This is a genomic window from Bacillus sp. AC266 (assembly GCF_979253805.1).
Genome location: NZ_CEEDEC010000003.1, coordinates 474,590 through 487,961, shown reverse-complemented (window position 1 = coordinate 487,961; position 13,372 = coordinate 474,590). Strand labels below are relative to the sequence as shown.

The 13,372-nt window shown below is 36.2% G+C and carries 14 protein-coding genes, 2 riboswitches and 1 other annotated feature; of the genes, 12 read left to right on the top strand and 2 right to left on the bottom strand.

What is annotated here, in order from left to right; all coding sequences use genetic code 11:
* Positions 1–25: 25 nt before the first annotated feature.
* Positions 26–1,912, bottom strand: a complete 1,887-nt coding sequence (locus AC0IXC_RS15705) for an LTA synthase family protein (protein ID WP_002140980.1) — start codon at positions 1,910–1,912, stop codon at positions 26–28.
* A gap of 253 nt (positions 1,913–2,165) precedes the next feature.
* On the opposite strand from AC0IXC_RS15705, the gene AC0IXC_RS15700 reads away from it, so the two are divergent.
* The 12 genes from AC0IXC_RS15700 (at position 2,166) to AC0IXC_RS15645 (ending at position 13,172) form a co-directional block, all read left to right on the top strand.
* Positions 2,166–2,561 (top strand): DUF3888 domain-containing protein, encoded by a 396-nt coding sequence (locus AC0IXC_RS15700; protein ID WP_185949916.1) that lies wholly within the window; start codon positions 2,166–2,168, stop codon positions 2,559–2,561.
* A gap of 89 nt (positions 2,562–2,650) precedes the next feature.
* Positions 2,651–2,832, top strand: a riboswitch (Lysine riboswitch).
* Positions 2,833–3,012: 180 nt separating this feature from the next.
* On the top strand, positions 3,013–4,329 hold the full coding sequence (gene lysA, locus AC0IXC_RS15695; protein WP_002011695.1) for a diaminopimelate decarboxylase: 1,317 nt from the start codon (positions 3,013–3,015) through the stop codon (positions 4,327–4,329).
* Between the two features lie 117 nt (positions 4,330–4,446).
* A riboswitch (SAM riboswitch) is annotated at positions 4,447–4,555 on the top strand.
* Positions 4,556–4,627: 72 nt separating this feature from the next.
* On the top strand, positions 4,628–4,771 hold the full coding sequence (locus AC0IXC_RS15690) for a YezD family protein (protein WP_000116159.1): 144 nt from the start codon (positions 4,628–4,630) through the stop codon (positions 4,769–4,771).
* Positions 4,772–4,858: 87 nt separating this feature from the next.
* Positions 4,859–5,563, top strand: a complete 705-nt coding sequence (locus AC0IXC_RS15685; protein ID WP_002011694.1) for a phosphoadenylyl-sulfate reductase — start codon at positions 4,859–4,861, stop codon at positions 5,561–5,563.
* A gap of 39 nt (positions 5,564–5,602) precedes the next feature.
* Complete coding sequence (gene sat / locus AC0IXC_RS15680; protein WP_088039038.1) at positions 5,603–6,739, top strand: sulfate adenylyltransferase; 1,137 nt, start codon at positions 5,603–5,605, stop codon at positions 6,737–6,739.
* A 12-nt stretch (positions 6,740–6,751) separates the two neighbouring features.
* A complete protein-coding gene (gene cysC / locus AC0IXC_RS15675) occupies positions 6,752–7,345 on the top strand; it encodes an adenylyl-sulfate kinase (protein WP_061675107.1) in 594 nt (197 codons plus the stop codon).
* An 11-nt stretch (positions 7,346–7,356) separates the two neighbouring features.
* Entirely contained in the window at positions 7,357–8,979 is a 1,623-nt protein-coding gene (locus AC0IXC_RS15670) for a nitrite/sulfite reductase (RefSeq protein WP_113770095.1), read from the top strand.
* Positions 8,980–8,989: 10 nt separating this feature from the next.
* On the top strand, positions 8,990–9,190 hold the full coding sequence (locus AC0IXC_RS15665; protein WP_000366913.1) for a DUF3906 family protein: 201 nt from the start codon (positions 8,990–8,992) through the stop codon (positions 9,188–9,190).
* An 84-nt stretch (positions 9,191–9,274) separates the two neighbouring features.
* Positions 9,275–10,051 (top strand): uroporphyrinogen-III C-methyltransferase, encoded by a 777-nt coding sequence (gene cobA / locus AC0IXC_RS15660; RefSeq protein WP_002030683.1) that lies wholly within the window; start codon positions 9,275–9,277, stop codon positions 10,049–10,051.
* Between the two features lies 1 nt (position 10,052).
* The gene (locus AC0IXC_RS15655; RefSeq protein ID WP_113770094.1) at positions 10,053–10,805 is read left to right on the top strand and encodes a sirohydrochlorin chelatase; all 753 of its coding nucleotides are present in this window, start codon (positions 10,053–10,055) and stop codon (positions 10,803–10,805) included.
* Positions 10,780–11,397, top strand: a complete 618-nt coding sequence (locus AC0IXC_RS15650) for an NAD(P)-binding protein (RefSeq protein WP_471653033.1) — start codon at positions 10,780–10,782, stop codon at positions 11,395–11,397. The genes AC0IXC_RS15655 and AC0IXC_RS15650 overlap by 26 nt, the downstream gene beginning before the upstream one ends.
* Positions 11,398–11,458: 61 nt before the next feature.
* Positions 11,459–11,705, top strand: a binding site (T-box leader).
* A 111-nt stretch (positions 11,706–11,816) separates the two neighbouring features.
* A complete protein-coding gene (locus tag AC0IXC_RS15645; protein ID WP_002140989.1) occupies positions 11,817–13,172 on the top strand; it encodes a sodium-dependent transporter in 1,356 nt (451 codons plus the stop codon).
* A gap of 32 nt (positions 13,173–13,204) precedes the next feature.
* Here AC0IXC_RS15645 and AC0IXC_RS15640 read toward each other — a convergent pair whose 3' ends face one another.
* A complete protein-coding gene (locus tag AC0IXC_RS15640; RefSeq protein ID WP_003188170.1) occupies positions 13,205–13,369 on the bottom strand; it encodes a hypothetical protein in 165 nt (54 codons plus the stop codon).
* Positions 13,370–13,372: the final 3 nt, after the last annotated feature.

Below are 13,372 nucleotides of genomic sequence, written 5' to 3'. Positions count from 1 at the left end.
AACTTTTGTAAAGTTGCTTCCTACACTATTCAAATTTCGTTGTCATCGTTCCGGTTTTATATCGATTGTTAGGATCAAATCTTAATAAATCTCCATAAATGAGTTTGTCGGATAATTTTAATTCTGTTTTTGCTTTTTCAATATAAGGCTGACATAGTGTTAAATCAGCTTCTTCACCTGTGCTTCTTTTATAGCACATATTTTTTGTATAAACATAATCTTCCGAAACAAAACTGCCGTCCCGCATTACCATAAGAGGGTCTTTTTCTTTCGTAAATAAGTCTGTTCCAAATTCTACGGATTGATTTGTTTTAATACCAAGTAAATGAAGTAACGTTGGTTTAATATCAATTTGACCAGATACTTTAGAGATGACTTTTCCTTCTTGGCCAGGCACATGAATAATGAGAGGGACGCGTTGTAATTGCATAGAATCAAACGGTGTAATAGCGTCTTTCCCAAGGAACTGAGCCATAGCTGTATTATGGTTTTCAGAAATGCCGTAATGATCACCATAAATGACAATAACGGAATTATCATATAGTCCTTCGTCTTTCAATTGTTTAATAAATAATTTAAGAGCTTCATCCGTGTAACGAACGGTTGGGAAGTAGCGATTTAAAACACCACTTTCGGAATTAAATTCATCAACATATTGATCTTCTGGATTTAGAAGAAATGGAAAATGGTTTGTTAACGTAATGAATTTTGTATAGAACGGTTGTGGTAAAGATTTTAACTTTGGAATAGATTGCTCAAAGAACTCTTTATCTTTTAATCCCCAACCGACAGACATTTGTTCCGTTCCTACGTAATCATTTAAATTAAAGTAACGATCATATCCAAGCGCAGGATACATTACGTCACGATTCCAAAACGTTTTATCGTTTGAATGGAAGACAGCAGAAGAATATCCGTATTTCTTTAATTGTTCTGGTGTGGCAGTGTATTCATTTGTTGCATGAGTAAAGAATACAGAACCACGGTCTAACGGATAAAGGGAATTTTCAACGATAAATTCAGCATCAGAAGTTTTACCTTGTCCCGTTTGATGATAGAAGTTATCGAAATAAAAACTATCTTTAATAAACTCATTTAAAAATGGAGTAATCTCTTTTCCATTTATTTTTTTATTAATAACAAAACTTTGTGTAGATTCCATTGAAATTAAAATTACATTTTTACCCTTTGCAGCTCCAAATAAGTTTTTATCAACTTGTTTATCTTTTGAGTCTGTATAGTTTTTAATTTCAGAGAACCCGTCTCCACTTGCAAATACACGCTCAGCTGAAGACTTAGATTGAAGTGTAATATCAAATAGATGATATGTGTATAACCCTAAATTTTTCACGACAGTTTGACGATCAAACGAGCGTGAGAACATTTGTGGTTTATATATAACTGAAACAACAATTTGTAGTGCTAATAATACTGTTACGCCGCTAAAGAAAGTTCGCTTCTCAGAGCGAGAAAGGGGTGTTTTATCACCAAATGATGGGAATTTACGCGAAATAAACATTAAAATAATTGCGTCTGCAAATAAAAGTAATGTTTTATACGTAAAGAGTTCTTTTATACTCGTCCCTAAGTCAGCCATATTATTTGTTTGGAATAAAACAGGGAAAGTAACAAAATCGTTATAGAACCCGTAAAACATTGCATTTCCAAATAAAATAAATGACAGTATAAAACTAATTACAATAATAATTCGGTTTCGGTACTTAGATGCAAGTAAAGCGAAACCAAAAAATAAAAGTAACGAAGCTAGTGGGTTAATAAAAAGCATAAACTCTTCAAAGAAGTTATCAATTCTAATATCAAATGCTAGCTTGTACACAATATATGTTTTTATCCATAATAAAACGACTGCAACTAGTGCAAATCGCAGTTTTGGAAACAGATTTTGTAGCATAATATACTCCTCTCCTAAAAGCATGACGGTTCTTGTGAGCCGGTTTGATTAGCGCCTCATTTTATATATACGAACAGTCCTTTGTTATTATGTTTATTATACTATGAGTATCATTATACGAAAATAAAAGAGAGTTGTGGGCTTTTTTATAATAATTGAGTAGAAAAAGGGCAGTGGGAGACAATAAAACGGAGTTTCTATGTATGATAATTATCGTGCGCAAAAAGAATCGAGTAATAAAACGGAGGTTATAATGCGAAAATTATTATATTTTATAGTATGCAGTAGTGTTATACTTTTTGCTTTACCGAGTGTGTCGGTAGCACAATATGATGCACCCCTTATGGAAGATGCCCTTTATTCTGTTTTATTTCCAAAAATAAATAAGGCAATTGAAAAACAATATGGGAGCTTGAAGCCTTATCAATGTCCTAAAATTATTAGTTTAAAAAAAGTGTATAGTGGTACATATTTATTTCAAGCGAGTATTGAAGTAACGAAGTATGAACAGGTTGGTGGGAAAATTGTTCCACCATTTGAGAAGGTAACGATTACATTTAATAACGAAGAGGGCGAATGGGAAGTGACAAAGGTTTCAGTAAAGCGCTTACCAAATGATACAAAATTAAACTGTAAAAAAACAATATAAAAAATTGTTTGACAAATAAAATGGTCCTTTGGTATTGTTAATAGCAACAATTAGATGTTTGAAAATTAAATAGACTTACCTCATCTACTCTCAAAGGTAGAGGCCGCGATAGGAAAGAGTAAGCTATGGGAGATTTAATGGAATCTGTGATCATAGGTTGAAAGGGACTATTGCCGAAATATAAGAATAACCATCTTATTCATATATTGGGACTGCATTGAATAAATGTAGTACTGTCATAAGATTTATTTTATGAAGAGCTATTTGGAGATGTTGATGCGGTTTCTTATTTTGAGGAGATAACAACTCGTTTATTTTTTCAATATATATTTTTCCTAATAAGAAACGCGTGTGAACATTGTTCCGCGCGTTTTTTGTCTATCTAAAAGCGTGCTGCAATGAATAGAAGATTGGGGTTATGAGTTTTAGAGGAAATAAGGGAGGAATTTAAATGTATTTACACGGCACAAGCCGAATCAATGGGCAAGGACACTTAGAAATTGGTGGGTGCGATACGACGCAGCTAGCAAAACAATACGGAACACCACTTTATGTATACGATGAAGAGTCTATTCGAGGAAAGTGCCGCGCGTTTCATCGTGCTTTTAAAGAAAGTGGTTTCTCTTATCAAGTAGCATATGCAAGCAAGGCGTTCTTGTGCATGGAGATGTGCCGAGTAGCTCGTGAAGAGAATATGTCTTTAGATGTTGTTTCTGGAGGAGAATTATATACTGCGCTCCAAGCTGGTTTTCCGGCATCGCGTATTCATTTTCACGGAAATAATAAAACAGAAGAAGAAATGATTATGGCTCTTCAGGCGAATATCGGTTGTTTTGTAGTAGATAATTTCTTAGAATTAGAAATCTTACATGATTTAGCAATGCAACATGGGAAATTTGTGAACATATTAATCCGTGTAACGCCTGGAGTAGAGGCACATACACACGAATATATAACAACAGGTCAAGAGGATTCGAAATTTGGATTTGGTGTTTCAAATGGTCAAGCGATGCAAGCAATTGAGCTTGCCTTGCAAAAATCAAATTATAATGTGCTAGGAATTCACTCGCACATCGGATCACAAATATTTGAAACGGCTGGATTTGTTCGAGCAATTGAAGTACTCCGCCAATTTTTAGAAGAAGTGAGAGAGCGAACACATTATGTGATGAAAGTATTAAATGTGGGCGGAGGTTTCGGTATACGTTATACGGATTCAGATACACCGTTAACACTTGAAACGTATGTGCACGCTGTAACAAGTACGATAAGAGAGCAGTTTACATTATGTGAATATCCGCTTCCAGAAATATGGATTGAACCAGGTCGTAGTATCGTAGGTGATGCTGGAACAACACTTTATACAGTCGGAGCGGTGAAAGAGATTCCTGGCATTCGGAAATATGTTTCAGTCGATGGTGGAATGACAGATAATTTAAGACCAGCTCTATACGGAGCCCGTTATGAGGCGATGTTGGCGAATCGAGGGAATGATAAGAATGAGGAACTCGTTTCGATTGCTGGGAAATGCTGTGAAAGTGGAGATATGCTGATTTGGGATATTAACTTACCGCAAGTTGCTTCTTCTGATTTACTAGCAATTTCTTGCACGGGGGCATATGGGTACTCGATGGCGAATAATTATAATCGTATTCGTAGACCAGCTGTCGTCTTTGCAAAAGGCGGGACGTCACAAATTGTCGTAGAACGTGAAACATATGAAAATATCATTGGGAACGATCGCATACGTATTAAAGAGCTGGTGTGAATGAGAAAGAAGGAGTTGTCTAGTAAAGGCAGCTCCTTTTAAAAAAATAAAAATAATTAAATATATCGGAAAACTAGGATTGAAAAAAATCAGAATTGTGATAAAATACAAATACAAAGCTTATCAAGAGAAGCTGAGGGAACTGGCCCTACGAAGCTCGGCAACCTGCTTATAGAAAGCAAGGTGCTAAATCCAGCAAAATGGAATCCATTTTGAAAGATAAGGTAAAATATATTACCGAACAGTCTTTTCGAAATGGGAAAGATTTTTTTTATGAATAAAAAGGGGGGCTGTTTGCGTGAGCGTACGGGAGCATTTTGATGAAGTATCTGAGAAAATTCAAGCGATGCTTGCTGATATGAAATATGGTTCCATTACAATTGTTGTGCAAGATGGAAAAGTGATTCAATTAGAAAAAAGTGAAAAGGTTCGTTTAAAGTAAAAAGCGCTGACTAGAAAAACTAGAGGCGGTTTTAATCTATTTTTAATAGGTTAAAGCCGTCTTTTTGCTTTTACAGGGGGAAAAAACATGTTGACGTACGAAACGTGGAAAGAAAATAGTGTTTCATTTTCTGAAGAAGATGAAACGAAAGGCGCGCTATCAGTATTAAGTTGGGCTTATAACGAATATAAAGATGAAATTGTATATGCATGTAGCTTTGGGGTGGAGGGAATGGTTTTATTGCATCTTATAAACCAAGTAAATCCATCTGCTAAAGTTGTATTTTTGGATACAAATGTTCATTTTCAAGAAACGTACGAATTAATTAAGAAGGTACGCGAGAGATTTCCTTCATTAAATATTATAGAAAAACAGCCAGAACTTACACTCGATGAACAAGCGAAGCTTCATGGAGAGAAGTTATGGGAAAGTAATCCGAATCTTTGCTGTAGTATTAGAAAAATTTTACCGTTAGAAAAATCATTAGCAGCGGAAAAAGCGTGGATATCAGGCTTAAGAAGGGAACAATCAGAAACGCGTAAGCATACACAGTTTATAAATCAAGATCGTCGTTTTCAATCTATTAAAGTTTGTCCGCTCATTCATTGGACTTGGAAAGAAGTTTGGCGATATGTATATAAACATAGTTTGCCGTATAACCCATTGCATGATGTTGGCTATCCGAGTATTGGGTGTGAGAAATGTACATTACCTGTAGGTGATGGTGGCAACTCAAGAGATGGAAGATGGGCTGGGAAAATGAAGACGGAATGTGGCCTTCACTTTCAATGAGATAGATTTTGAAATAAAGCTAAGAAGGGATATAAGAAGATGAGTACAACAAATGAATTAGTAAACCGCATTGATGAAACATATGAAATATCGAACATTGTAAAGGAAATCGAGATGGACAAAATTGCACTTAGTGATTTAGAACTTTTGGCGACAGGAGGATATAGCCCTCTTACAGGATTTTTAGGGAAGAGAGATTATGATTCAGTAGTAGAAACGCTTCGTTTAGCAAATGGTAGCGTATGGAGTATACCGATTGCACTACCGGTAACAGAAGAAGTAGCCGAGAAACTGCAGGCTGGAGAGGAAGTAAAACTTGTCAACGCCGGAAATGTATATGGTGTTATTCAAATAGAAGATATTTTTGTACCAGATAAAGAAAAAGAAGCGTTACTTGTATATAAAACGACGGATGAAGCACATCCAGGGGTGAAAAAATTATATGAACGACCAAACGTTTACGTTGGAGGAGCTATTATTCTTACAAAACGCTTTGGAAATAATCCGTTTCCTTCTTATCATTTAGATCCAATTGAAACGAGAGAAGAATTTAAAAAACGAGGTTGGAAAACAGTAGTTGGATTTCAAACGAGAAACCCAGTACATCGTGCCCATGAGCATATTCAAAAATCTGCCCTTGAAATTGTAGATGGTCTCTTTTTAAATCCGCTCGTTGGGGAAACGAAGTCAGATGATATTCCTGCTGATGTAAGGATGGAAAGCTATGAAGTATTACTTCAAAACTATTATCCGAAAGATCGTGTCTTTTTAGGTGTATTTCCTGCAGCAATGCGTTACGCAGGACCAAGGGAAGCGATATTTCATGCACTAGTAAGAAAGAACTTTGGTTGTACCCACTTTATTGTAGGGCGTGATCATGCTGGGGTAGGGGACTATTACGGAACATATGAAGCGCAGGAAATCTTTACGAATTTTACAGTAGAAGAGTTAGGGATTACGCCGTTATTTTTTGAACATAGTTTTTACTGCACGAAATGTGAAGCAATGGCTTCAACGAAAACATGTCCGCATGGAAAAGAAGACCGTGTCATTTTATCGGGTACGAAAGTACGAGAAATGTTAAGGAATGGTGAGATTCCGCCAAGTACATTTAGTCGTAAAGAAGTAGTGGAAGTGCTAATTAAAGGTTTGAAAAAAGAAGTAGTAACAGAATAGGGAGAGAATGAGATGGATACGAATATTACTTGGCATACAGCTTCTGTTTCAAAAGATGAGAGAAGAGTGAAGAATGGGCATCACAGTTTTGTAGTTTGGTTTACTGGTTTATCAGCTTCGGGCAAATCTACAGTAGCGAATGCGGTTGCTCGTAAACTATTTGAAAAGAATATAGGAAATTATGTGCTAGATGGGGATAACATTCGGCACGGTTTAAATAAAGACTTAGGTTTTTCTGAAAGTGATCGTATAGAAAATATAAGACGTATTGGCGAAGTGGCGAAGCTATTTGTAGATCAAGGTACTGTTGTCCTTACAGCGTTTATTTCACCATTTCAAGTAGATCGAAAACAAGTTAGGGATTTATTAGCGGCAGATGAGTTTATAGAAGTGTTTGTAAAATGTCCAATTGAAGAGTGTGAAAAACGTGATCCAAAAGGGTTATACAAAAAAGCGAGACAAGGTGATATTAAAGAGTTTACTGGTGTTGATTCACCGTATGAGGAACCAAAACAAGCAGAATTAATTGTAGAAACGCACAAGTATTCTATTGAAGAATGTGCAGAACAAATCGTGAAATACTTACAAGAGCGTAGTTTTATATAGGGGGATTAAAAATGACTTATGAAAAAGTATGGGCAAATAATGAAAAATTGAATCCGTCCGAGAAAAAGAAATTAGAAAAAGATGGATTAGAAATCTTTAATGATATTCCTTACTATGCGGAGAATGGATTTGAATCTATTCCGAAAGAAGAGTGGGACGCTTTTAAATGGGCAGGATTGTATTTGCAAAGACCAAAAGAATCGGGCTATTTTATGATGCGTGTCAACATTCCTTCTGGAATTATTACAAATGCGCAGGCAGAGGTGCTGGCTTCCATTGCTGAAGATTATGGGCGTGATGTGTTAGATATTACGACAAGACAGGCGATTCAGTTTCATTGGTTAGAAATTGGGCAAATTCCGGATATTTTTAAGAGGTTAGCTAGAGTTGGTTTATCTTCAGCGGGGGCATGCGGTGATATTACGCGTAATATCACAGGAAATCCACTTGCTGGAATTGATGCGAATGAACTATTTGATACAACATCGATTGTTAAAGAAACATACGATTACTTCCAACATAATGAAGAGTTTTCTAATCTACCACGTAAATTCAAAATGTCTATTAGTTCTAACATTTATAATTCAGCAAATGCAGAGATTAACTGTGTGGCGTTTACACCTGCTACGAAAGAAATAAATGGTGAGGAAAAGGTTGGGTTTCATATAAAAATAGGCGGAGGATTATCAGCTCGTCCGTACTTAGCGGAAGAATTAGATGTATTCGTTTTACCAGAAGAAGTGAAGGCAGTGTCGATTGCAATTGCTACTATATTCCGTGATTTTGGATATCGTGAAAAACGCCACTTAGCACGTTTGAAATTTCTTGTCGCTGACTGGGGCGCTGAGAAATTTAAAGAGAAACTAGTAGAATACACAGGCCCATTGCAAAGTAAAGGGGAAAGTGCTCTCAAAGGCTGGAATGCAGGATACTTTTATGGCGTTCAAGATCAAAAACAAGCAGGATTAAAGTATGTCGGCTTTAATGTACCAGTAGGGCGTTTACACGCAGAGGAAATGTTTGAGATTGCAAGAATTGCAAAGAAATATGGAAACGGGCAAATTCGAACTTGTAACTCTCAAAACTTCATTATTCCGAATGTTCCGCCAGAAAATGTTGCAGGATTATTAAGTGAACCGTTGTTTGAAGCAATTTCAGCAAATCCGAAATCGTTTATCGGTCATGCGGTTTCATGTACTGGCATTGAGTATTGCAATCTTGCGTTAGTAGAAACGAAAGAAAGATTACGCAAAATCGCAGAGTACTTAGATACACAAATTGCACTCGATGTTCCAGTTCGAATTCATATGGTAGGATGCCCGAACTCATGTGGTCAACGTCAAATTGCTGATATTGGTTTGCAAGGGATAAAACTGAAAACGAAGGAAAAGGGAATCGTTGAGGCGTTTGAAATATATGTGGGCGGAACACTATTAGACGGAGGAGCATATAACGAAAAGTTAAAAGGGAAAATAGATGGAGAAGATTTGCCGGATGTTCTCGTGTCCTTTTTAAGTTATTTCCAAAAGAATAAATTACTAGCCGAAACGTTTTATGATTTCGTAGGACGTGTTGGAGTGGAAGAATTACAAATTGTACTAAATCGTGTATTAGAAGAAGTAATAGCATCTTAGGAGGGGCAATATGGACTTATATCGATTTGAAGCTGTATTAGTAAATAGTATTGTTCCAATTGTTGTCGTTGCTCAGAGTGAAGAACAGGCATTTAAGCTTGCGGAAATTGAGCTTGAAAAACATTTTTTACCGTTACCAGAAGTGAAAGAGATTTCTTTGTTTGAAAAAAAGAAGATTCGAAAAGGGGCGGCATTTGTTATTCATGAGTAGAGAACATGTAATACGAAATAATAGTAACTTCCATTCGTGATTAAGAGTGGAAGTTTCATTTTATAGTAGAAATGAGGAGAGATTATGGGGAAGGTTTATATCGTCGGGGCGGGTCCTGGTGATCCGGATTTAATTACTGTTAAAGGGTTGAGATGCATCGAGAAGGCTGATGTTATATTGTACGACCGTCTCGTAAATAAAGAATTGCTTTCTCATGCAAAGCCTGAAGCGGATTTAATTTATTGCGGGAAACTCCCAAATTATCACACGATGAAGCAAGAGACAATTAACACATTTCTTATTAAATATGCGAAAAAAGGAAAAGTTGTAACGAGACTTAAGGGCGGAGATCCATTTGTATTTGGAAGAGGTGGAGAAGAAGCTGAAGCGTTAGCGAAGCAAAGTATCCCATTTGAAATTATTCCTGGTATTTCAGCTGGTATAGCTGCTCCTGCTTATGCTGGAATTCCAGTAACGCATCGCGATGCAAGTGCAAGTTTTGCTGTTGTGACAGGGCACCGGAAAGAAGGGGCTGAAGAGGAAGTGAAGTGGGAAAGTTTAGCGAAAGGTGTAGATACATTAGCGGTCTATATGGGGGTTAGTAATTTACCTTACATATGTGAACAACTAATAAAACATGGAAAAGATCAAAGTACACCTGCCGCTATCATTGAGTGGGGAACGACATCTATGCAGCGTACTGTTACAGCGACGTTAGGAACAATTGTAGATGTTGCCAAAAAAGAACGAATTCAAAATCCGAGTATGATTGTTATTGGAGAAGTTGTCCGTTTTAGAGAAAAGATACATTGGTTTGAGAAACAAACGGAAAATGCATATCAAGTAAGCGGAGTATTGTAAAATGAAGGCTGTTATATATATATGTCATGGAAGCCGTTTGAAAGCAGCAAAAGAAGAAGCGGTTGCATTTATTACGTCATGTATGAACCGTGTAGAGGCAAATATTCAAGAAATTTGTTTTTTAGAGCTAGCGAATCCTTCTATTGAAGAAGGATTTCGTACATGTGTGAAGCGTGGTGCTACAGAGATTGTCGCTATTCCTGTTTTTTTATTAGCGGCAGGACATGTAAAGAAAGATATTCCGCTTGAATTACGAAAGTTAAACGAGGAATATCCGGATATCAAAATAGTGTATGGTAATCCATTTGGTGTATCAGAAGTGCTTGTAAAAGCGGTATATAACGGAAGTGGTATTAAAGACTATAAAGAAGAAGTAACACTTTTGCTCGTTGCAAGAGGGAGTAGTGATCCGGAAACTTTACAAGACATAAAGTGGATTTCTTCTTTATTTCAAAAAGAAGAGAACATTAAAGAGGTGAAAGTTTGTTATTTAGCAGCCGCAGAGCCGAAGTTTGATGAGAAGTTGAAAGAAATTGTAGAACAAAAAGAACGGAACATTGTTGTGTTACCTTACTTATTATTTACAGGCTTACTCATGAAACATGTTGAGAAAGAAGTGCGTCAATATGAGTCGGAAGAGATAAAAATAAGTCCCTATTTAGGAAAGAATGTAGCGTTTCGAGAGATGTTAATTCAGAAAACAGAGGAAATATTGAAGGGAGATCAATATGTATCCACTTACAGTGCGAGTTGATAAGAAACGTATTGTTGTCATTGGTGGAGGGAAAGTAGCGGGGTTTAAAATTATTCCTTTACTAAAACAAGGTGCGGATATTGTTGTAGTAAGTACAGAATTAGATGCAAATTTAGTGAAACTTGTAGAAGAAAAGCAAATTCGTTGGTATCAAAGAGAGTATGAGAAAAGTGATATTAAAGATGCTTTTTTAGTAGTTGCAGCGACTAGTGATTCGGTACTAAATGAACAAATTGCTGAAGATGCCGCAGTGAATCAATTGGTAAATGTTATTACGAATCCGGAAAGTGGAAATGTTCATTTTCCGGCGGCAATTCATCGTGGATTACTTAATGTAGCTGTTTCTACTGGAGGGGCAAGTCCGAAACTTGCAAAAAAAATTCGTGATGATATCGCAAATAAATATGATGAGAAGTATGAAGCGTATCTTGATTTTTTATATGAAGTTAGACTAAAAGTGAAAGAATTACAAGTAGAGAAAAGGCAAAAAAATATATTGTTACAAGAAGTATTAAAGTCGATATATGTTCAAAGTGAACAAAAAAGAGAGCTTTTTTTACAAGAATTAGAGAGGGGAATTTATATAGGATAGTGAGTGAATTGTGCTTTACAAATATAAAAATATAATTTATAATCACAAGTAACTTCAAAAGATGAAATCGATGAGCAAGAAGAGTACGTATATTTGATGCGTTCAGAGAGCTGGGGTAAGGTGTGAGCCCGGTACGATAAAATATACAGAATGGGCTTGCGAGAGGTATGCTGAACATTGCAGTAGGCAACCCGGGTTCCGCCGTTAAAAGGATAGGGTATCGGAATTTTCCTGTACCTGAACAAGTGGGATTTATTGATCCAATTGAGGTGGTACCACGGTATTCTATTACATATATCGTCCTCTACATGCATATTTGCGTGTAGGGGACTTTTTTATTTTCTAAAGGAGGTGTGCGAGTATGAAATGAAAGTGTATAATTGATAAAAGTTATAATATTCAGAAAAGGAGAATTTATGATGAAAGAAACACAGCAATGGACGTCGAAAATTGGCTTTGTACTCGCAGCAGCCGGAGCCGCAGTAGGTCTTGGTGCAATATGGAAGTTTCCATATGTTGCAGGTAATGGTGGAGGAGGCGCATTCTTCCTTGTATTCTTACTATTAACTTTATTTATTGGTATGCCTCTTCTTTTAGCTGAATTTGTTATTGGCCGTAGTACTCAAAAAGAGGCCGTTACAGCTTATAAAGTATTAGTACCGAATAGCAAGTTATATCCTTGGATTGGTCGTATGGGGGTTGTTACTTGTTTTAGCGTACTATCTTTTTATAGTGTTGTAGGTGGATGGATTTTACTTTATTTATACTATAGTGTCACAGGTAGTTTCTGGAACGGAGTAGTCGATTATGGACAATTGTTTGCTGAAACAATTTCAAATCCAGTAAGTGCGATTGGGGCGCAATTCATCTTTATGCTTTGTACCATTTTTGTTGTTAGTAAAGGTGTGGAAAAAGGCATAGAAAAAGCAAGTAAGTACATGATGCCGTTATTATTCATTTTATTTATTGCTATCATTATTCGTGCGTTAACACTTGATGGTGCTATGGCTGGGGTAGAGTTCTTCTTAAAACCAGATTTTTCAAAGCTTACAGCAGATACGATTTTATATGCGATGGGACAATCTTTCTTCTCACTAACGGTAGGTGCCTCGGTAATGGTAACGTATAGTTCGTATTTAAAGAAAGAAGAGCATTTAGCTAAATCAGCAACATCTATTGTAAGTTTAACTGTATTTATTACAGTACTTGCAGGATTAGCGATTTTTCCAGCGATTTTCGCATTAGGAGTTAAACCGACAGAAGGACCAGGACTACTGTTTATCGTTCTTCCTGCTGTCTTTGCAAAAATTCCATTTGGACAATTTTTCTTCATTATGTTTTTAGTTTTATTCTTCTTTGCGACTTTAACATCTGCGATTTCAATGCTTGAAATTGTAGTAGCATCTGTTGCGAAAGATAATGAGAAGAAGCGTCCATCAGCTTCGTTATTAATTGGTATTCTTATTTTTGCAGTTGGAATCCCATCAGCGTTATCGTTTGGAATTATGAGTGATGTGAAAATATTTGGTAAGACATTCTTTGATTTCGTCGATTTTTCGGTAAGTAATGTATTACTGCCACTCGGAGTACTAGCCATTTCGTTATTTGTACCAAATAAAATGAGTAAAGAGCTATTAATGAAAGAATTAGAAGTTACGGAAACGAAAGGGAAAACATTGTTTAATATTTGGTTCTTCTTGCTTCGTTATGTTATTCCGGTAACTGTAATTATCGTATTTTTAAATGCGATAGGTGTATTTAAAATGTTTGCATAATAAAAAGACGGAGATGTGGATTCTCCGTCTTTTTATTGTGTTGTAGAAGTATTTAATAAGCGATTATATGCTTTATAAGCTGTGACAACTGCGATAAATGATCCAATTAAAAATAACGCTGAGCCGCCGAATGTAAATAGCCGGCCAATGTATGTTTCTCTAGCTTCTTCTATTTCTTCTTGTAATTGTGTATTCATATT

Excerpts from the sequence above, each read along its gene's own strand:
- AC0IXC_RS15640 (WP_003188170.1), bottom strand. The coding sequence starts at position 13,369 with ATGAATACACAATTACAAGAAGAAATAGAAGAAGCTAGAGAAACATAC.
- AC0IXC_RS15650 (WP_471653033.1), top strand. The coding sequence starts at position 10,780 with ATGTATCCACTTACAGTGCGAGTTGATAAGAAACGTATTGTTGTCATT.
- AC0IXC_RS15700 (WP_185949916.1), top strand. The coding sequence starts at position 2,166 with ATGCGAAAATTATTATATTTTATAGTATGCAGTAGTGTTATACTTTTT.
- cysC (WP_061675107.1), top strand. The coding sequence starts at position 6,752 with ATGGATACGAATATTACTTGGCATACAGCTTCTGTTTCAAAAGATGAG.
- AC0IXC_RS15685 (WP_002011694.1), top strand. The coding sequence starts at position 4,859 with ATGTTGACGTACGAAACGTGGAAAGAAAATAGTGTTTCATTTTCTGAA.
- AC0IXC_RS15655 (WP_113770094.1), top strand. The coding sequence starts at position 10,053 with ATGAAGGCTGTTATATATATATGTCATGGAAGCCGTTTGAAAGCAGCA.
- lysA (WP_002011695.1), top strand. The coding sequence starts at position 3,013 with ATGTATTTACACGGCACAAGCCGAATCAATGGGCAAGGACACTTAGAA.
- AC0IXC_RS15705 (WP_002140980.1), bottom strand. The coding sequence starts at position 1,912 with ATGCTACAAAATCTGTTTCCAAAACTGCGATTTGCACTAGTTGCAGTC.
- AC0IXC_RS15645 (WP_002140989.1), top strand. The coding sequence starts at position 11,817 with ATGAAAGAAACACAGCAATGGACGTCGAAAATTGGCTTTGTACTCGCA.
- AC0IXC_RS15665 (WP_000366913.1), top strand. The coding sequence starts at position 8,990 with ATGGACTTATATCGATTTGAAGCTGTATTAGTAAATAGTATTGTTCCA.
- AC0IXC_RS15670 (WP_113770095.1), top strand. The coding sequence starts at position 7,357 with ATGACTTATGAAAAAGTATGGGCAAATAATGAAAAATTGAATCCGTCC.
- cobA (WP_002030683.1), top strand. The coding sequence starts at position 9,275 with ATGGGGAAGGTTTATATCGTCGGGGCGGGTCCTGGTGATCCGGATTTA.
- sat (WP_088039038.1), top strand. The coding sequence starts at position 5,603 with ATGAGTACAACAAATGAATTAGTAAACCGCATTGATGAAACATATGAA.